Source organism: Mucilaginibacter sp. P2_A5, from assembly GCF_056404995.1.
In genome coordinates this window covers 148,882-167,781 of the sequence record NZ_JBFUCY010000012.1, presented here as the reverse complement: position 1 = coordinate 167,781, position 18,900 = coordinate 148,882, and the positions used below count along the sequence as shown (strand labels likewise).

At 44.0% G+C, this 18,900-nt stretch carries 16 protein-coding genes; 2 read left to right on the top strand and 14 right to left on the bottom strand.

Annotated features, from left to right (window positions below; translation table 11 throughout):
* Positions 1-3: 3 nt before the first annotated feature.
* A complete protein-coding gene (locus AC1DXF_RS12575) occupies positions 4-807 on the bottom strand; it encodes a ParA family protein (RefSeq protein ID WP_477449069.1) in 804 nt (267 codons plus the stop codon).
* A gap of 289 nt (positions 808-1,096) precedes the next feature.
* Between AC1DXF_RS12575 and AC1DXF_RS12570 the strand changes: the two genes are divergently transcribed.
* Positions 1,097-1,618: an NADPH-dependent FMN reductase gene (locus tag AC1DXF_RS12570; protein ID WP_477449067.1), complete on the top strand. Its 522-nt coding sequence runs from the start codon at positions 1,097-1,099 to the stop codon at positions 1,616-1,618.
* Between the two features lie 94 nt (positions 1,619-1,712).
* Here AC1DXF_RS12570 and AC1DXF_RS12565 read toward each other — a convergent pair whose 3' ends face one another.
* From AC1DXF_RS12565 to AC1DXF_RS12515, 11 genes are all read right to left on the bottom strand, one after another.
* Positions 1,713-3,671, bottom strand: a complete 1,959-nt coding sequence (locus AC1DXF_RS12565) for a gliding motility-associated C-terminal domain-containing protein (RefSeq protein ID WP_477449065.1) — start codon at positions 3,669-3,671, stop codon at positions 1,713-1,715.
* 404 nt (positions 3,672-4,075) lie between these two features.
* A complete protein-coding gene (locus AC1DXF_RS12560) occupies positions 4,076-4,372 on the bottom strand; it encodes a GIY-YIG nuclease family protein (RefSeq protein WP_477449063.1) in 297 nt (98 codons plus the stop codon).
* A 560-nt stretch (positions 4,373-4,932) separates the two neighbouring features.
* Entirely contained in the window at positions 4,933-5,856 is a 924-nt protein-coding gene (locus AC1DXF_RS12555; protein ID WP_477449061.1) for a hypothetical protein, read from the bottom strand.
* Between the two features lie 164 nt (positions 5,857-6,020).
* Entirely contained in the window at positions 6,021-7,205 is a 1,185-nt protein-coding gene (locus tag AC1DXF_RS12550) for a M20 metallopeptidase family protein (protein ID WP_477449059.1), read from the bottom strand.
* The gene (locus AC1DXF_RS12545; RefSeq protein WP_477449057.1) at positions 7,198-7,662 is read right to left on the bottom strand and encodes an SPOR domain-containing protein; all 465 of its coding nucleotides are present in this window, start codon (positions 7,660-7,662) and stop codon (positions 7,198-7,200) included. The genes AC1DXF_RS12550 and AC1DXF_RS12545 overlap by 8 nt, the downstream gene beginning before the upstream one ends.
* A 169-nt stretch (positions 7,663-7,831) precedes the next feature.
* Positions 7,832-11,143, bottom strand: coding sequence for a preprotein translocase subunit SecA (gene secA / locus AC1DXF_RS12540; RefSeq protein ID WP_477449055.1), 3,312 nt, complete (start codon positions 11,141-11,143; stop codon positions 7,832-7,834).
* Positions 11,144-11,453: 310 nt separating this feature from the next.
* A complete protein-coding gene (locus tag AC1DXF_RS12535) occupies positions 11,454-12,380 on the bottom strand; it encodes a bifunctional riboflavin kinase/FAD synthetase (RefSeq protein ID WP_477449053.1) in 927 nt (308 codons plus the stop codon).
* Positions 12,381-12,458: 78 nt separating this feature from the next.
* Positions 12,459-13,190: a tRNA pseudouridine(55) synthase TruB gene (truB, locus tag AC1DXF_RS12530; RefSeq protein ID WP_477449051.1), complete on the bottom strand. Its 732-nt coding sequence runs from the start codon at positions 13,188-13,190 to the stop codon at positions 12,459-12,461.
* Positions 13,191-13,313: 123 nt separating this feature from the next.
* Positions 13,314-14,117: an undecaprenyl-diphosphate phosphatase gene (locus tag AC1DXF_RS12525; RefSeq protein WP_477449049.1), complete on the bottom strand. Its 804-nt coding sequence runs from the start codon at positions 14,115-14,117 to the stop codon at positions 13,314-13,316.
* 115 nt (positions 14,118-14,232) lie between these two features.
* Complete coding sequence (locus tag AC1DXF_RS12520; RefSeq protein ID WP_090641179.1) at positions 14,233-14,520, bottom strand: DUF3098 domain-containing protein; 288 nt, start codon at positions 14,518-14,520, stop codon at positions 14,233-14,235.
* Positions 14,521-14,661: 141 nt separating this feature from the next.
* A complete protein-coding gene (locus AC1DXF_RS12515; protein ID WP_477449047.1) occupies positions 14,662-15,540 on the bottom strand; it encodes a cell division protein FtsX in 879 nt (292 codons plus the stop codon).
* 357 nt (positions 15,541-15,897) lie between these two features.
* On the opposite strand from AC1DXF_RS12515, the gene AC1DXF_RS12510 reads away from it, so the two are divergent.
* Positions 15,898-16,101: a hypothetical protein gene (locus AC1DXF_RS12510; protein WP_477449045.1), complete on the top strand. Its 204-nt coding sequence runs from the start codon at positions 15,898-15,900 to the stop codon at positions 16,099-16,101.
* An 84-nt stretch (positions 16,102-16,185) separates the two neighbouring features.
* On the opposite strand, the gene AC1DXF_RS12505 is transcribed toward AC1DXF_RS12510, so the two are convergent.
* Together AC1DXF_RS12505 and AC1DXF_RS12500 are read right to left on the bottom strand one after the other, a co-directional pair.
* A complete protein-coding gene (locus AC1DXF_RS12505) occupies positions 16,186-17,934 on the bottom strand; it encodes an ABC transporter ATP-binding protein (RefSeq protein WP_477449110.1) in 1,749 nt (582 codons plus the stop codon).
* Positions 17,935-18,140: 206 nt separating this feature from the next.
* Positions 18,141-18,866: a LytR/AlgR family response regulator transcription factor gene (locus AC1DXF_RS12500; RefSeq protein WP_477449043.1), complete on the bottom strand. Its 726-nt coding sequence runs from the start codon at positions 18,864-18,866 to the stop codon at positions 18,141-18,143.
* Positions 18,867-18,900 lie beyond the last annotated feature (34 nt).

Genomic DNA, 18,900 nt, shown 5'->3' with positions numbered 1-18,900 from the left:
TACTTATGCTGTTGCTGTTACCGTTGTTGCTTCGGCTTTTACAAGGCCGTTTTTCTGGATAATTTCGCGGGCCAGGTTTAAATAATTAATGGCGCCTTTACAGGTGGCATCGTGCATAATAACGGATACGCCAAAGCTTGGCGCCTCGCTTAAACGGGTGTTACGCTGTATAATGGTATCAAAAACCATATCCTCAAAATGCGTTTTTACCTCATCAACTACCTGGTTGCTCAGGCGCAGGCGCACATCGTACATGGTTAATAATATACCTTCAATTTCCAGCTGCGGATTAAGGCGCGATTGTACAATTTTGATGGTATTTAACAATTTACCCAAACCCTCCAATGCGAAGTACTCGCACTGTACCGGTATAATTACCGAATCGGCAGCGGTTAACGCGTTGATGGTGATTAAACCTAACGAAGGTGAGCAATCAATAATAATAAAATCGTATTCGTCGCGTACGGCTTCAAATACCTGTTTCATTTTGTACTCGCGGCCGCTCAGGTTAATCATCTCAATCTCGGCGCCTACCAGGTCAATGTGTGCAGGCAGCAGGTCAAGATTAGGGGTCTCCGTTTTCTGGATAGCCTCGTGCGGGTCAACCTGGTTAATGATACACTCGTAAATACTGTTCTTTATATTGCGGGGATCAAAACCAATACCCGAGGTAGAGTTTGCCTGCGGGTCGGCATCAACCAATAATGTTTTAAAATCTAATACGGCCAAACTTGCAGCCAGATTTATAGATGATGTAGTTTTTCCTACGCCACCTTTCTGGTTGGCTAAAGCAATAATTTTACTCATTCTATAGTATAAAAAATTTTGATGTTACAATGATTTATATAAACGAAAAGTAGGGTCAGAAATTTCTACTTTCGTAAAGTTTTTATCCGGTGATAAAGATACGGAATTAAACAATTAGGAAATCCACAGGTTTAGTCAATTTACAAACATATTCGTTTAATTAGTGAATTATTGATTTAGTGAATTAGTGATTTGCTTTAACGCTGATAATCAAAGTTTAAGCATTATAAAATTACTACAATTCAAAAATCGGTCGATCAATAATTCACTAACCCACTAATTAAAAAGAATGATCACAATCATCGCATCAACTAACCGTCCCGGCAGTTCTACCTTAAAAATGGCCAAATATTATCAGCAAAAACTGCAGGAAAAAGGAGTTGAAGCGGGTGTACTATCATTGGCACAGCTACCACCCAACCTTATTGAAACCGATCTTTACGGCAAAAGAAGTCCCGGATTTGAAAGCATCCAACAGGTTATTACCCAAACCGATAAGTTTATATTTGTAATACCCGAGTATAATGGCAGTTACCCCGGCGTACTAAAGGTTTTTATTGATGCCTGCGACTTTCCGGCGAGTTTTTATGATAAAAAGGCGGCGCTGGTAGGCATATCATCGGGCAAATACGGCAACATCCGCGGTATTGATCATTTTACCGGTGTTTGCCACTATGTACACCTGAATGTGATGGCCCTTAAACTCCATATATCAGGTATCCACAAAGAGTTTGACGGAACCGGCCAGTTGTTAAACGCCGATACGATAAAGTTTACTAACGAGCAGATAGATAAGTTTATATTGTTTTAAGTCCGAAAGTTCATTGTCCGAAAATCCGGAAGTACTTTGTGCTAAAACCCAAAAGTTTCTTACCGAAGGTACTTTGTTCTAAAGTGTCTAAGTTCTAATTCATAATCAACACCCATCCCGTTAGCTTAGGCTGGCTGGTTTTAAGGTCGATGATGTAGTAATAGGTGCCGGGCGGTAATTTGGCACCGTTGTAAGTGCCCTTCCAGGATTTGGCATAGCCAATGCTTTTAAATATCTGCTGCCCGTAACGGTTAAACACTGTTGTTACGCTTTCCGGGTACGTAAAAAGGCCTTCTATTTCCCAGCTATCGTTAACGCCATCAGCATTGGGCGAAAATGCGTTGGGGATACCAATCTTATGATAAACTTTTACAAAAACGCTGCTGGTATCCTCGCCACAATTATAGCTCGATTTTACATGCAGGGTGTAGGTAATATCATCAGCAGGGTTGGCAACCGGGTTTAACACATTGGCATCGCTAAGGCCGGTAGTGGGTGTCCAGCTAAAAACATCGGCGCTCTGTGCCGATGCTACCAGGGTAATTGGCCTGTCCTGAAACATACTCTGCTTAGTTTGTGTAATGGCAACCGGCGACGGCAGTACATTAACAGTTAGCATAGCCGTATCGGTACAGCCGATATTGTTGGTGGCTATTACCCTGTATATTGTGGTATCTGCCGGCGAAGCTACGGGGTTAGCAATAGTGCTATCGGATAAACCTTTACCAGGCGTCCATTGGTAGCTAATGACATCCTGGGCACTCGCGCTTAAGTTGGTTGCAGCCCCTTTACAAATGGTGACCAACGGGGAATTTAAGGTAACCACAACCTTTGGGATAACCGTAACCGTTGTTGATTTTGACGTAGCGCAGCCGGCAGCGGATGTTACTATAAAGTTATAAGTACCGGCATCGGCAGGTTTTATGTTTGTAAGCACCAGTGGGTTTTGATTTTTATTAGCCGCAGTAATGCCGGGGCCGGTCCAATCAACAGTTACCCCTCCAAAAACGTTTAAAGTAACCGTTTTGCCCTCGCATTCCTGAACGGGCGGCACATCGGGCACATCCGGGTAAAGGTTTACGGTAACACTCAACGGCTCTGAGAACACCCTGCAGGTAGCCGAGTTTAAATTTGCGCCTTCGGCCGCGGCAAGCCTGTACCTGTAAACAATGGGCGTATTATTACCCAGCGTAAAAGTATAGGTATCTGTTGTTTGCCCGGGAATATCAAACCAGCCATTCCCATCGTTTTTATCTAACTGCCATTGCATTTTAGGATTAACGTACCCGGCCCCTATCTTCGATTTAAGCGTATAAACCTTACTTTCGCCCACGCATTGATTCTGCGGCTGATTGGCGTCGACAGTAGAAAATCCGGTTTGTACCACGGGGCCGCATGCCCTAAAATTAATATCATCAAGCAACAGGTCGTTGCCGCCGCCGCCGGGGGCCTGGTTGGTCATTTTTAAAACTACCTGGCTGGTATTTGGCGGGGTTGTAAAAAAGAAACTCTTGCGTATCCAGTCATCGCCGCTGGTTGACTCCGGGATATTGTCGGCAACCAAAGAATCCAGCACCAGGCCGTTAATAGTTTCAATAGTAAATTTAATATTTGGCCGGATGCCCGATGTGCCCGCCCTCATCAGGTTTAATATATATGCCGAAAATTCATACGTGGTATTTTCGCATAACACGGCGGGTGTAGTCTTTGTAAAAAAAATACTTGGCGTATACGATGCATTAATCATCATCATATAGCCGTTTGCATTGCCGGTATGGTCGTGAAGCACGTTTTGCCAGCCTTCCGGATGGCAATTGCCTGTGGCCCCGCCGTATATATTGGTTGCATTTACAATGGTGTAAGATCCGTCATTGGGGCAGTAGCTACTAAACGACATATTGCTTATCCCCGCCGGCAGCGGATTGCCCGGATTTGAGCCCGATCCAAAGGTTTCGGTAATTACCGGATCGCCCAAACTACCCACGCAGTTTCCCGACTGGCCACGCGCCAGTGTAAAATCAAGCATGGCAATAAGCAGTAAAAATAATTTCACGGTATGCAAGCGCATCAATTGGTTTAACTTAAAAAGCTATCCATCAAAAATATACTTTTTATTGAGGCGATGTGTATAAATAACACACCATGGGGCATTATATCGAAATACTTACGACGCAGTTTGTTATCAAAATAAATGAGTGTTAAAAAAGTTAATCGTAAAGAGAATTTGCAGGAAAACCCCAGATTATTAAAAGGGCATATGACATTGTTAATTATGACATTGCGAGCGCGGCGCGGCAATCGCGAACTGCGCTTCACCAATATGCAGGCTCCAATGTATTACGCATTCCTGCACATCCCAATAACTATGTCATTGCGGGGAACGAAGCAATCGCGAACTGTGCTTCACCACCATGCGGGCTCCAATGTATTACGCATTCCTGACACCGGCACTGTACATCAATCATACCACCCATTACTCAAATCATCCCACGACAGATAGTTTTCGATAATCAAATCAATCTTCTTCTGCCTGGATCCGGCTTTCAATTGCTTTTCTCTCGCGATTGCATCCTGTATCCATTGAAATTCCTCATAATACACCAGTTTATTACAGTTATACGTAGCCGAAAAGCCTTTAAATAACTTTTGCTTGTGCTGATACACGCGACTGACAAGGTCATTGGTAACGCCAACATATAACACTGTGTTTAATTTATTTGTTAAAATATAAACATAATATTGGTGTATTTTCATGTGATAAGGCACTATTTTGAATAATAGCAAAATACACAAAAAGGGACTTAGATGTTAGCGATTATTCATTTTTACAAGCTATATCGGCACTACACAAATAATCCGCCCTGTATCGTTCGCGATTGCCACGCTGCGCTCGCAATGACATGATTTATAATTGACTGATTATCAGTGTATTTTTCAACAACAACTATGTCATTGCGAGGAACGAAGCAATCGCAAGGATGCAAATCGGACATGCACAGTTCGCGATTGCCACGCTGCGCTCGCAATGACATAACTTGAGTTATTTGATTTTGCTCCACAAATATAATCCAGCCTGTATAGTTCGCGATTGCCACGCTGCGCTGGTCGACATAACTTGAGTTATTTGATTTTGCTCAACAAATATAATCCAACCTGTATAGTTCGCGATTGCCACGCTGCGCTCGCAATGACATAACTTGAGTTATTTGATTTTGCTCCACAAATATAATCCTGCCTGCACAGTTCGCGATTGCCACGCGGTGCTCGCAATGACATAGCTTTCTTTGACTGAGCTGCAGGTAGCCGATAGCCCCCTACTCCCTTCTATAATCCTTATGTACAATCAAAAAGCTGGCGCGTTCCTCTTTGTGGAAAGGGATATCCCAGTTGCCCTGGTAGGTTATTTTGATGGGCAGCAGCTGCCCGTTAAAGTTGTTGAGCTCGATATTCATCTGCACGTTAAAATCAACAAACATATTACTGAATTTCAGGTCGATGTAACGGCCCAGGATTTCGAAGGTACGCTCGTCAAAAATGGTGGTCATTTCCTTAATCATCGTATCACCATCGGATGTGCTGGGCTTGCACCTTACTTTAAAGCGATATACGGGTATGGTATCCAGGTACTTGCCGCGGGCAAATTCATAGTAATAAAACTGCTGCATGTCTTTACTGAATATCTCGGTTTTATCGCCAATAAACGGAATCCCCCGCACCCGCCGGCCTGGCGTAAATACCAGTGTTTTTAACTTAGCCTTGTAGCCTTCATTTTTCCCTTCCATCGGAACGCCATCACCCTGTATAAAATCAGAATTGTAGGCATTCATAAAAATATAGTCGAACATCTCTACCGTATACAACTGGTACTTGCCGTTTTTTTTATAAACCGTACCGCTATCCTGCTTTGCCAGGTATTCAATTTTATGCTCACCCACCACATTGCTGTGCTTTAGCTTGCGGTAAACCTTACCATCAACCTTGTTTTTTTTATCGTAGGTGTAAATGCGGTTCTCGGCAGTGAAGGCGTATTTTTTCATATTTTGAAAAGCCTTGTAAAAACTGGTATCAGCCATCACCGCATCAATAAAATCCTGCGCACGCAGTTTATGCGAACGGATATCAACGGTGGAATCGATAACGATGGTACGGATGGTATCGGGGTTGAAGCGCTGTATTTGCTGCGAGAAGGCAAAACTGCTGAGAATAGTAAACGTTACAAATAATAATAATTTCTTCATTTCTTACTATTGACGGTTTGGTTTAGGGGTTTGTTACAATCATGCTTCTTCCCGCTATGTCATTGCGAGGAACGAAGCAATCGCGAATTTGCAAGGCGGACATGCATAGTTCGCGATTGCCGCGCTGCGCTCGCAATGACATGGTTTGCAAGCAAAGTTTTCCGTTAATTCCCCAATTGCTTAATAGCCAAATAAGCCATCAAGCCGGTGCTTATTTTAAATGCATCCTCTTCCACATCAAACGTAGGGGTATGTACTGATGAGGTAATGCCGCGGGCTTCGTTCCGGGTGCCTAAGCGGTAAAAACAGCTATCGGCGGCCTGCGAATAATAGGCAAAATCTTCGGCTGCCATCCAGATATCCAGGTCTAATACGTTTTCTTTGCCTAAATAATCTTCAGCATGGCCGCGGGTGGCGTGGGTTAGTACCTCTTCGTTAATCAGGAAGGGGTAACCACGCATAATATTAAAATCGCAGCTGCCGCCCATGCTTTCGGCAATGCCTTCGGCCATTTTTTTCATGCGTTTGTGGGCTTCGGCACGCCAGTTTTCGTCCATGGTACGGAAGGTACCTTCCAGGTAAACTTCATTTGGTATCACATTGGTGGCGCCATTGGCAATAACCTTACCAAATGATAGTACTGACGGACTTTTGGGATCGGCAAAGCGGCTTACAACCGTTTGCAAGGCGGTTAATATATGGGCGGTGATAATTACCGGGTCGATATTTTGTTGTGGCTGGGCACCGTGGCCGCCTTTACCTTTTACGGTAACGTACAACTCATCAGTTGATGCCATGTATTTACCAGCCCGGAAACCTACTTTACCGGCCTCAATCAACGGCATTACATGCTGCCCCAAAACGGCCTGAGGTTTTGGATTTTCAAGCACACCTTCTTTAATCATCAGGCTTGCGCCGCCGGGCAGCTTCTCCTCCGCCGGCTGAAAGATGAGTTTTACCGTACCGCCAAACTGACTTTTCAGTTCTGTTAAAATACGGGCTGTGCCTAATAACGATGACGTATGCGCATCGTGGCCGCAGGCGTGCATTACACCTACGTTTTGCGATTTGTAAGGCACATCGTTAGCCTCGGTAATGGGCAAGGCGTCCATATCGGCACGCAGGGCTACCACGTTATCCGAGGGTAAGTCGCCCTTTATCAGGGCAACCAGGCCGGTATCGGCCATTTTCTCGTACGTTAAGCCCAACTCATCCAATTTACCGGCTACAAAAGCAGATGTTTTTTGCTCGTGAAACGACAACTCGGGATTGGTGTGCAGGTGGCGGCGGTTGGCTACCACATCATCAAATATTTTTTGGGATAGTTCCTGTATTTTTTCTTTAATCATTGTCGGTGTCGGCTTTGGGCAGGTTTATTTTTTCGGATATGATGAACAGGCTCGGAAACGAAGGCCGCAATTCCTGTATTAGTTTCTGAGCTTCTAACCGCGTCCTGAAATCGCCTGCACGTACTTTAAAATTAGGTTCGCTGTATAATATGTAGGTACGCAATTCAGGATAGTCGCGTTGCAGCCGGGCCTGGGCATTATAAGCATCCTGCCTGCTCGATCCGCTGAAAAATTGTACCCGGTAGCCATAAGATGATGTTACCGCCGGCGCTACACCTGTTTCCCTGTTCAGTGTAAAACGCTTAGCAATCAGGGTATCAACCAGGGGATCTTTAACTACCTCCACCTTGCCGCGGGTTTGGGCAAAGGTTTGGGTGGATGCGAGTATCAGCATAAAAAAAAAGCAATACCTGATCAAGCTGTGTTTGGCCTTATGATCAAGTATTGCTTTTTTCATGGTTATTGTATCTTAAACATCGTCATGCCGAACTTGTTTCGGCATCCCACTTGCAAAGTGGTCAGCATAACGGCGACCTGTTCCGTGGGATCCTGAAACAAGTTCAGGATGACTCGTATTCTATTTTCTTTCTGCCTCCTCCCCTTCAGGGGAGGCCGGGTGGGGCTTCTTAATTTTGCCCTACCCCGTGGCAGTTTTTATATTTTTTACCGCTACCGCAAGGGCAAGGGTCGTTACGGCCAATTTTTTGCTCAACCCTTACAGGGGTAGCTTTTTGTACCTCCTGCGGGAAATCATTCATTGGTATGCCGTTACTTTCGCTTACCATTTCGGCTTTGGTGGTTTTTAGCTTACGCAGATCCAGTTTTGGTTCTGGTTTGGCTTCCCTTACCTCTTCGGCCTGTTGCTGAACCGGGATACCTCCGCGGAACAGGAAGCTTACAATCTCTTTATTCACATTGGCCAACATGCCGCGGAACAATTCAAAAGCCTCAAACTTGTAAACCAACAGTGGGTCTTTTTGCTCATAAACCGCGTTTTGAACAGATTGTTTCAACTCGTCCATTTCGCGCAAATGCTCTTTCCAGGCATCATCTATCAGGTACAGGGTAACGTTTTTCTCGAATGATTTAAACACTTCGTGACCATGGTTTTCTACCGCCTTTTTCAAGGGAACAGAAACCTGTATGCCATGGATGCCATCGCTAAACGGAACCACAATGTTTTCAACATACTCGCCACGGGTTTCGTAAACATCCTTTAATACCGGGAAAGCCTGTGCCGATACAGCATCGCCTTTGCGTTTATAAAAATCCATCACCGTTTGGAAGGAATGATCAACCAGGGCGTTAATTGAATTTGCCGCGAATTTATCTGCATCAATCTCCACATCGACAGAGAATAAGCGGATCATCTCTAAGGTAAACCCTTCGTAGTTGTTGGCTTCTTTATATTCGGTGGTGATGTCCTCAACCACATCAAAAATGGTATTGCTCAAATCAACGTCCAAACGTTCGCCAAACAGTGCGTTACGGCGTTTGGTGTAAACTACGGTGCGCTGTGAGTTCATCACGTCATCATACTCCAGCAAACGTTTACGGATACCAAAGTTGTTTTCTTCTACCTTTTTCTGTGCACGCTCGATGGATTTGGAGATCATGGAGTGCTGGATAACTTCGCCCTCTTCGATACCCATACGTACCATCAGGTTCGAGATCCTTTCCGATCCGAATAAACGCATCAGGTTATCCTCCAGCGATACAAAGAACTGTGACGAACCCGGATCACCCTGGCGGCCTGCACGACCACGTAACTGCCTGTCAACACGGCGCGACTCATGGCGCTCGGTACCTACAATGGCCAAACCGCCAGCTGCCTGTACGCCTGCCCCCAGTTTAATATCCGTACCACGGCCAGCCATGTTGGTAGCAATGGTAACTGTGCCTGCCTGACCTGCTTCGGCCACAATATCGGCCTCTTTCTGGTGCATTTTGGCATTCAGTACGTTATGTTTAATACCGCGCAACTTAAGCATGCGGCTTAATAATTCAGATATTTCTACGGATGTGGTACCTACCAGTACTGGTCTGCCCGCCTGCGTTAGTTTCACAATTTCATCGGCTACGGCATTGTATTTTTCGCGGATGGTGCGGTATACCAAATCCTGCCTATCTTCGCGGCTTGCAGGAGTATTGGTTGGTATCTCTACCACATCCAGCTTGTATATTTCCCAAAACTCACCAGCCTCGGTAACGGCAGTACCCGTCATACCGCAAAGCTTGTGGTACATCCTGAAATAGTTTTGCAGGGTAACGGTAGCAAAAGTTTGGGTAGCATCCTCAACCTTAACATTTTCTTTAGCTTCAATTGCCTGGTGTAAACCATCAGAGTAACGGCGGCCATCCAATACACGGCCTGTTTGCTCATCAACAATTTTCACTTTGCCTTCGTCCAAAATGTATTCGGTATCCTTTTCAAATAAGGTATATGCTTTCAGTAATTGGTTAACTGAGTGGATCCGCTCGGACTTGATCGAGAAATCGCGCATCAGCTCGTCCTTGCGGGCAATTTTTTCTTCCGTGCTCAGGTTTGATTTTTCAATCTCGGCAATTTCGGTACCTACATCGGGCATTACAAAAAAGTGAGGATCTTCGCCCGATGAGGTAATCAGTTCGATACCTTTTTCGGCCAGCTCAACCTGGTTGTTTTTTTCGTCGATAATAAAATAAAGCTCCGAATCTACCTTAGGCATATTCTTGCTTTGATCCTGCATGTAATAGTTTTCTATTTTTTGCAGGGTGCTCCTGTTACCGCCTTCACTCAAAAACTTAATTAATGCTTTACTTTTTGGCAAGCCCCTGAAAGCACGCAATAAAGCCAGCCCGCCTTTTTCAGGATCGGTATCGCCATCGTTGATAGCTTTTTTGGCTTCGTTCAATACCGTATTCACATAAGCTTTTTGGGCGTTAACCAAACGCTCAATACGAGGTTTCAGCTCGTAAAATTCATGCTCGTCGCCACGGGGGATAGGGCCCGATATAATTAAAGGCGTACGGGCGTCATCAATTAAAACTGAATCCACCTCATCCACCATCGCGTAATGCAATTTGCGCTGAACCAACTCTTCGGGGCTACGTGTCATATTGTCACGCAGGTAATCAAAACCAAACTCGTTATTTGTGCCAAAAGTAATGTCGGCCAGGTAAGCGGCGCGGCGTTCCTCGCTGTTGGGCTCATGTTTATCAATACAATCAACCGATAAACCATGAAATTCATACAACGGCCCCATCCACTCGCTATCGCGGCGTGCCAGGTAATCATTCACTGTTACAATGTGTACACCCTGGCCGGCAAGCGCGTTAAGGTATGCAGGCAGCGTAGCTACCAGCGTTTTACCCTCGCCTGTGGCCATTTCAGATATTTTACCCTGGTGCAATACTATACCGCCTATCAGCTGTACATCGTAATGAACCATGTTCCAGGTAACCTCGTTACCGGCAGCAAGCCAGGTATTTGCGTGAAAAGCTTTGTCGCCTTTAATGGTTACGTTGCTTTTACGCGCAGCAAGGTTGCGATCAAAATCAGTTGCGGTAACTTCTATAAATTTATTTGCGGCAAGGCGGCTGGCGGTTTCTTTAACCACGGCAAACGCCTCGGGCAATATATTGATCAATATATCCTCAAGCTCTTTATTCCGGTCTTTCTCCAGCTTATCCAGCTGAGTGTATAACTCAACCTTTTCGGATACATCCATATCCAGCTCGTTTTCGGTACGATCTTTTATGGCTTGTATCTCGCTGTCGATGCCCGATAGGCCTTCGGCAATTGTTTGTTTAAAACCTATTGTTCTAGCTCTAAGCTCATCATTGCTGATGTTACCGAGTTTTGCATATTCAGCCTTAATTTTTTCAACTATAGGCTTAATACTTTTTACATCCCGCTCTGATTTGCTTCCAAAAAGCTTACTTATAAAATCTAACATATTATTTTTATATGATGCAACAAACTCAATAATTACGCCACAGCGACAATTAAAGTCATATTGACAGGCAAAGGTACAGTTTTAGTTTTTAGTTTTAAGGGATTTATGAGGGATTTGATGCGTGGAGCGGGGTTCGGGTTGCGGGTATTTTTGTCTGAACTCGGATTAAGCAGATTTATCAGATTTCAGGATTTCACCGGTCGGCGTAATCGCAAGCACGATCAAACAGATCATTACATACAACTGACATTGAAAATTTGCAATAAAATCCTGTATAATCCCATCAATCTGACAAATCCGAGTTCAGAAACTACGCTAACAACCTCAGCACATCTACCTTATCCTGCGCCAGCTGTACTTTCAGTTCATCCAGGCCGGCAAACTTTACGTCGCCGCGCACATAATGGTGAAATTCTATTTTGATGGTTTGGTTGTAAATTTCCTGGTCGAAATCAAAAATATTTACTTCGATGTTGCGGGTTAGACCATTTACCGTTGGGCGGCTGCCAATGTAGGCCATGCCTTTATAGCTTTCGCCGGCAATTATTACGGTTACCGCGAAAATACCATCAGCTGGTATGAGTTTATATTTTTCCTCCACCACGATATTGGCTGTAGGGTAGCCTATCTGCCTGCCAATCTGGTCGCCACGAACCACCTTGCCGGTTATAAAAAAGGGATAACCAAGAAAGCTGTTGGCCAAATCTATTTTATCGTTTAACAAAGCCGTGCGGATGCGGGTAGAGCTTATGGCCACTTCATCAATATCCTGCTCGGGAATTTCCACTACATCAAAACCATAAACGGGGCCAAGCTTAAGCAGATCGTCCAGGCCGCCCTGGCGGTCTTTACCAAAGCGGTGGTCGTACCCTATTACAATTTTTTTTGTGCCTATTTTATTTACCAGTACATCGCGAATATAATCTTCGGCAGTTTGGTTACTAAAATCGCGGGAGAATGGGGTGATGATCAAATGATCGACGCCAAGCTGTTCCATCAGCTGCGCCTTTTCGGTAATGGTGGTTATCAGCTTAATGCTTTCATCTTCGGGATGCAGTATCATCCGCGGATGCGGAAAAAAAGTAAGGATAACGGTTTCACCGCCGGTTTGCTGCGCCAGCTCCTTAATACCTGCAATAATTTTACGGTGGCCAATATGCACACCATCAAAAGTGCCGATGGTGACAACCGCGTTATCTATCGCTGTAAATTCGTCAATATTGTTATATATCCTCATTTGATGAGCAAAAACACAAATTTAGTTTTTTAGTTTAAGTACTTTAAGTTTACAGTAACATTGCTTTGTGAGCACTTACTACTTTCCACTCACTATTGACGACTCACCACTCCCCTTCAAAGCTTTAATGGTATTAAACAACTCCATCACTTCCCAGGCATCCTCTACCTTATAGCTGCCACTGCGGGTACGTCTTAATTCAGACAAGTATGCCCCATTATTTAAAGCAGCCCCAAAATCATGCACCAGGCTGCGGATGTAAGTGCCCTTGCTGCATACCACTCTAAAATCAACCTCGGGCAATTCCACCCTGGTCAGTTCAAATTCGCTGATGGTAACGCTCCGCAGGCGGCGTTCCACTTCTTCGCCGCGGCGGGCTTTTTCATACAAACGTTCCCCGTCTATTTTAATTGCCGAGTGCGCCGGGGGGTATTGCTGTATATCGCCGGTAAACTGCGCGCAGTTACTACGCAGCAATTGTTCGGTAAGTTGGCTGATATCGAACTTATTGTCGGGTTCGGTCTCCATGTCATATGATGGCGTGGTTGCGCCCAGCACCATGGTGCCGGTATATTCTTTTTCTTCGGCCTGGAAGGTATCAATCTGTTTGGTCATTTTACCGGTGCAGATGATGAGCAGCCCGGTGGCCAGCGGATCGAGCGTGCCTGCATGGCCAACCTTAAGTTTTAAAGGCTTAAAAGAATTGCGGATTTTGCCCACCACATCAAAACTTGTCCATTTGTATGGTTTATTTACCAGCAATAGCTGGCCATCGGCAAATTCCTGGATATTTTGGTAAGTACTTTTCAAGTAATGTTATTAAAGCGGCAAAGGTATGGAAAAGCCCACTCTAAATGGTATAGCAATCATCAATGCAAAACAATAATCAAATCTCGAATAATCTCCCCCGGGACGGGGAGGATTTGGGTGGGGCTACAACACCTGTAACTGATGGCCGCTTAATATCAAAACGATAATAACAGCGCCAACAATAATACGGTACCAGCCAAAAAGCCTGAACCCTTTGCGTTCCAGGAAAGTGATGAATGATTTGATAGCCAGCATAGCCACAATAAAGGCCACAATATTGCCAATAACTAAAAATTTAATCTGTTCGCCGGTAAATAACGGCCCTGTAGCATGGGCTTTATGAAAATCCCAGATCTCTTTTAACGTAGCGCCAAACATGGTAGGCACGGCTAAAAAGAACGAAAATTCGGCAGCAGCGGTCCTGGTAAGCTTTTGGCTCATACCACCCACAATGGTTGCAGCCGAACGGGAAACACCCGGAATAACAGCAAGGCACTGAAACAGCCCGACTTTAAGTGCGGTTGCATAGCTTATCTGCGCTTCTTCTTTTACTGCGGGCTTGTTAAACCATTTATCAACAAATAATAGCACTACGCCACCTATTAACAGCGAAAAAGCTACAACAAGTGGGCTTTCTAATAAAATATCAATCTTCTTTTTTAACAATACACCAACTATAACAGCCGGTATAACGCCAACCACAAGTTTAAAATAAAAATCAAACGACTTGAAAAACCGCTTAAAATATAAAATTACAACAGACAGGATGGCCCCTAATTGTATGGCAACTTCAAATAGCTTTACAAAGTCATCAGTGCCAATGCCCATAAAGGCCGAGGCAATAACCATATGCCCTGTTGATGATACCGGCAAAAACTCGGTAATGCCTTCAATAATTGCCAGCACGATAACGTGGATCAGATTCATTGTGATTTGGGGTTGGGGTAGATATTATGATGTATTGGAGAAATAATGAGGCAGTTGATGCAAGCGAAGTTGAAGCGGTTAGCACAATCAACCATTCACCTAATCAACCAATCAACTACTTACTAACTTCAGGCTTCTTTAAAATAGCATAAAAACCTAAGGCAAAACCGGCCAATACCACTATAGGGGCTATAACAATCTTGGTATTGCTGTAAATATCGGTAGTACCAGACATCAGCACAAAACCAAAGGCTACTATTAACACACTGATGATTAAAAACTTGTAATTGCTTTTATCAAAAATAAACTCCACAGGCTCATTACTGATAGTTTTTGCCGCTTTTGGCGCCGATGCAGTTGCCGATGTTTTTAAAGGCGTTGTTGGTTTAAATTTTTGTGCCATGTTTTTTAATTAGTGATTTAGTGAGTTGGTGAATTAGTGATTACCAACCCGCAAATCAATTTTGAATTACCTATGTTTTAATTAGTGATTTAATTCACAAATCAATTTTTGAATTTTGACTTTTTAATTTTGAATTTTAACTTACCTATACAGGTCGTATATTTTTAAACGTAAAAACTTGTTAACAGCCAGGAACGTGCTGAAGGCGGATATAAATATCCCCAGCCCTACTACGCCCAAAAATACCAGACCAAATTCCGAATAGCTTTGCAGGAAAACCAAGTCGGGCACCTGCTGATAGGCCAGGTATAGCGCACCAATTAACAGGATTATAGCGATTAGGCCCCCTAAAAGCCCGTGCCAGATACCATACAGTAAAAATGGCTTCCGGATAAATCCTTTAGTGGCACCAACCAACTGCATGGATTTAATTAAAAACCGTTGCGAATAAATGGCCAGCCGGATGGTATTGTTAATTAAGGCAACTGATAAAATCACAAATATGCCGGCAAAAGCCAGGATAATAAGACTGATAGATTTTACATTCTCGTTCATTTTATCAACCAGCGATTGCTGGTACTTAACCTCCTTAACCAAGGGATTTTTCAGCAAATCGGCCTTGAATTTTTCGATATCCTTGTTATTGGCAAAATCGGCCTTCATATAAATATCCAGCGATTGTGATAGCGGGTTATAGCCAAGGAATTTAACAAAATCTTCGCCCAAATCTTTTTGCAGGTTGCGGGCGGCCAGTTCTTTACTTACATATTGGGTTTGCTTCACCATGGGGTTGGCATCCAGTTGTTTTTGTAATTGCAGCACGTCGGTTTCATGCGCGGCGTCGTCAACAAAAATATTCAATACAATATTTTCCTTAACGTAGCGCGAAATGTTATTGGCATCTATAAGCAACAATCCCAACAAACCCATCATTAACAATACCATGGCAATGCCAAATACCGTTGAAATGTATATGGTTTTTACCTTTTTTGACGATGAGCTTGCTTCAAATTCTTCCATGTTTGTTTAGATATGAGAAGTGAGATTTGAGATTTGAGATAACAAAACTGCCGCAAAATTGAGGCTCGTCTCGCATCTTATATCTAATATCTCACATCTATATTGTGCGAAATTAAGAAACACGGGTTAAAGGTAAAAGTTTATTGCTTATAAATGTTGTTTAATACGGTAATAGTGTGTGGGTTTTAACATTTATTAACGAATTGTCTGAACCGGAATTCCTCGAATTAAAGAATTAACAGAATTTTAATAACAGGTTTCACCGTACCCGCATTTAATCAAATTCAAGAAATTCGCTTAATTCTAAAAATTCCGGTTCAGAATAAACAAATGCCATTACCGCCCTGTTATATCTTTATGACAAAGCCAGCAAACGATAAACACAAACTATCGCCTTCGGATACACCAACCCACAGGCCTGACGATAATGGCGGCAAAAGCAAGGTAAAACCCCACGACAAGCAGTACCATGCCGACGAACCACATGGCGGCAACATTGCCAAAAAGCACGAACGGGAAGAGCAACCGGTGCATTCGGTAAAAGCGGTGCCTAAAAATTGACGAGGTTTTACGTGGTACGTTTTAAGTTATACGTTCAGTTAATGACAGATAAAAACGTATAACGTGGCACGTAAAACGTACAACCTACCGCGCTATCCCGGCCGAGTTAAATTGCAGATCGTAAAGTTTACGGTAGTGGCCGTGTTCAATTTTGAGCAGTTCCTGGTGGGTGCCCATTTCCATGATCTCGCCATGGTCGAGTACGATGATCCTGTCGGCATTTTGGATGGTGGACAGGCGGTGGGCAATTACTATCGCGGTGCGGCCCTGCATCAGCTTGTTAATAGCGTTTTGGATCAGTATCTCGGTTTCGGTATCTACCGATGAAGTAGCCTCATCCAACACTAAAATGGCCGGATTGTAAACCAGCGCCCGGATAAACGAGATTAATTGCGATTGACCGGCCGAAAGCGTTGATCCGCGTTCCATCACATTATAATCATAGCCACCAGGTAGGCGCTCGATAAATTCGTGCGCACCAACGTCTTTTGCTGCCGCTATGATCTGCTCGCGGGTTATTAACTGATTATTAAGGCTGATATTATTGGCGATGGTATCGGTAAACAGGAATACGTCCTGTATCACGGTGGCAATTTGCGAACGGAGGAATTCAACCTCATACTCGCGAATATCGTGGCCATCAACTTTGGCGCTTCCCTTCCCTATCTCGTAAAAACGGTTAAGGATATTAATGGTAGATGATTTTCCTGCCCCGGTAGCGCCTACCAAAGCCAGTGTTTCGCCGGGTTTTACGTGGAAGCTGATATTTTTGAGCACCCAGTTTTCGTCGTTATAAGCAAACCACACCTTGTCAAATTCTATTTCGCCCTGTAGCCTGCCGGTTTTCAGGGTTCCGTTATCAATGGCAACCTCATCGGTATCCAGCACTTTAAAAATCCGGTCGGCACCTACCATACCCATTTGCAGGGTATTAAATTTATCGGCCAACTGGCGGATTGGGCGAAAAAGCATATTCAGCAGCACAATAAAGCCGGTAATCAGGCCGGGGGTGATCCCTTTTTTTGATGCAGATAAGCTGGCCAACTGCCCATCGGTAAGCATTCGTTTACAGCCGTACCAAACCAGCAGGCCTATGCAAATGGCAAACAAAATCTCGACCACCGGGAAAAATATCGAATAATACCAGTTACTGCGGATGTTGGCATCACGGTATTTTACGTTTACCGCCTTAAACTTACGCATCTCCTGGTCTTCCCGTGCAAAAAGCTGTATAACACTGATGCCCGAGATATGTTCGGCCAAAAAAGTATTCAACTGGGCCACCTGGGTACGCACCTCCTGGAAGGATGATTTGATGGCCTCCTTAAAAACGTAGGTTGATGCAAACAGGAAAGGCATTGGGATAAGGGTAATCAAAGCCAGCTTCCAATCCTGCCAAAGCATCAGGCCGATAACGGCAAATACCAGCAGCATATCGCCCATGATGCTGATGAGCCCTTCAGAAAAGATATCGGCAATGGTTTCCAGGTCAGATACCGTACGCGTGATGAGCATCCCGATTGGCGTCCTGTCAAAATACTTTAGCCTTAAACTGGTGATGTGGTTAAAAATGTCAATCCTCAAATCGCGAATAACAGATTGGCCCAGTGTATTGGTTAAATAAGTTTGGTAATACTGTGCCACGGTTTGAATAACGAGTTGCGCCACCATCAGCCCAACCATAAAAACCAGCCCGTCGTAATCGTCATTCAGGATATTTACATCCAGCGTACGTTGTATAAGAATGGGTTGCAGCAATGCGCCAACTGCCAAAAACACAGTTAAAAAAGCGGCAATCACAAACGTGGTATTATAGGGCTTTACATAACGCATCACGCGTTTTAACAATTTCCAATCAAGCGCCTTCCCGGTAACGGAGCTGACTCCGCCCCCTGAAGGTGGGGCTTTTTGACTGGCAGAGTCGCCCGCTTTTTTTTCAGTATCTTGGTTATTTGTACTCACCTAATTCAAAGTTAATGATAATTACAAGTTATAGAATTTCCCTGCAAACCTTAGCCCTCTTAATTGGGTTGGGGGGACTAAACGTTCTTATCATCAATGATCTTGAAAAACTCATCGCGGTAGGTGTCGCCTACGGGGATAATTTTTTCGCCTATCTGGATGCGGCTTCGCTCGATGCTGTCAATTTTGTTAAGCGCTACGATGTATGATTTATGCACCCGTACAAAATGCCTTTCGGGCAGGGCATCTTCCATTTTTTTCATGCCTTGCAGTGTAATGATCCGCTCTGCAGAGGTAAATATGGAGATATAATCTTTCAATCCCTCAATAAACAAAATATCGTGCAGGTAAACCTTCTGAATTTTGTGCTCGGTTTTTACAAAGATAAAATCTGTCGAAAAATCGTCCTGCTGCACGGGCTCGGCCTGTATTACGGTTTTGGTTACCGGCTGTATAGTACTTTGTGCTTTTTGTACCGATTTAAAAAACCTGTCGAACGCAATGGGCTTTAACAGGTAGTCAACCACATCCAGCTCATAGCCTTCCAACGCGTATTGCGGGTAGGCGGTGGTGAGTATGACTTTGGCCTTACCATTAGCTATCTTCAGGAATTGGATACCGGTTAGCTCAGGCATTTGCACATCTAAAAATACCAGGTCCACATTACCCGCCTGTACCAGGGTAAGGGCTTCAATAGGGTTGGTTGTGGCTTTCACCAATTGCAAAAAAGGCATTTTAGATATATAATCTTCCAAAATATGCAGCGCTAAAGGCTCATCATCAACTACCAGGCATCTGATCATGTTGTAAAAATAAATACTAATTAGTGTAATTTGA

Coding starts and splice junctions, on each gene's coding strand:
- AC1DXF_RS12575 (WP_477449069.1), bottom strand. CDS start 807: ATGAGTAAAATTATTGCTTTAGCCAACCAGAAAGGTGGCGTAGGAAAA.
- AC1DXF_RS12570 (WP_477449067.1), top strand. CDS start 1,097: ATGATCACAATCATCGCATCAACTAACCGTCCCGGCAGTTCTACCTTA.
- AC1DXF_RS12560 (WP_477449063.1), bottom strand. CDS start 4,372: ATGAAAATACACCAATATTATGTTTATATTTTAACAAATAAATTAAAC.
- AC1DXF_RS12555 (WP_477449061.1), bottom strand. CDS start 5,856: ATGAAGAAATTATTATTATTTGTAACGTTTACTATTCTCAGCAGTTTT.
- AC1DXF_RS12550 (WP_477449059.1), bottom strand. CDS start 7,205: ATGATTAAAGAAAAAATACAGGAACTATCCCAAAAAATATTTGATGAT.
- AC1DXF_RS12545 (WP_477449057.1), bottom strand. CDS start 7,662: ATGAAAAAAGCAATACTTGATCATAAGGCCAAACACAGCTTGATCAGG.
- secA (WP_477449055.1), bottom strand. CDS start 11,143: ATGTTAGATTTTATAAGTAAGCTTTTTGGAAGCAAATCAGAGCGGGAT.
- AC1DXF_RS12535 (WP_477449053.1), bottom strand. CDS start 12,380: ATGAGGATATATAACAATATTGACGAATTTACAGCGATAGATAACGCG.
- AC1DXF_RS12525 (WP_477449049.1), bottom strand. CDS start 14,117: ATGAATCTGATCCACGTTATCGTGCTGGCAATTATTGAAGGCATTACC.
- AC1DXF_RS12520 (WP_090641179.1), bottom strand. CDS start 14,520: ATGGCACAAAAATTTAAACCAACAACGCCTTTAAAAACATCGGCAACT.
- AC1DXF_RS12515 (WP_477449047.1), bottom strand. CDS start 15,540: ATGGAAGAATTTGAAGCAAGCTCATCGTCAAAAAAGGTAAAAACCATA.
- AC1DXF_RS12510 (WP_477449045.1), top strand. CDS start 15,898: ATGACAAAGCCAGCAAACGATAAACACAAACTATCGCCTTCGGATACA.
- AC1DXF_RS12505 (WP_477449110.1), bottom strand. CDS start 17,934: ATGCGTTATGTAAAGCCCTATAATACCACGTTTGTGATTGCCGCTTTT.
- AC1DXF_RS12500 (WP_477449043.1), bottom strand. CDS start 18,866: ATGATCAGATGCCTGGTAGTTGATGATGAGCCTTTAGCGCTGCATATT.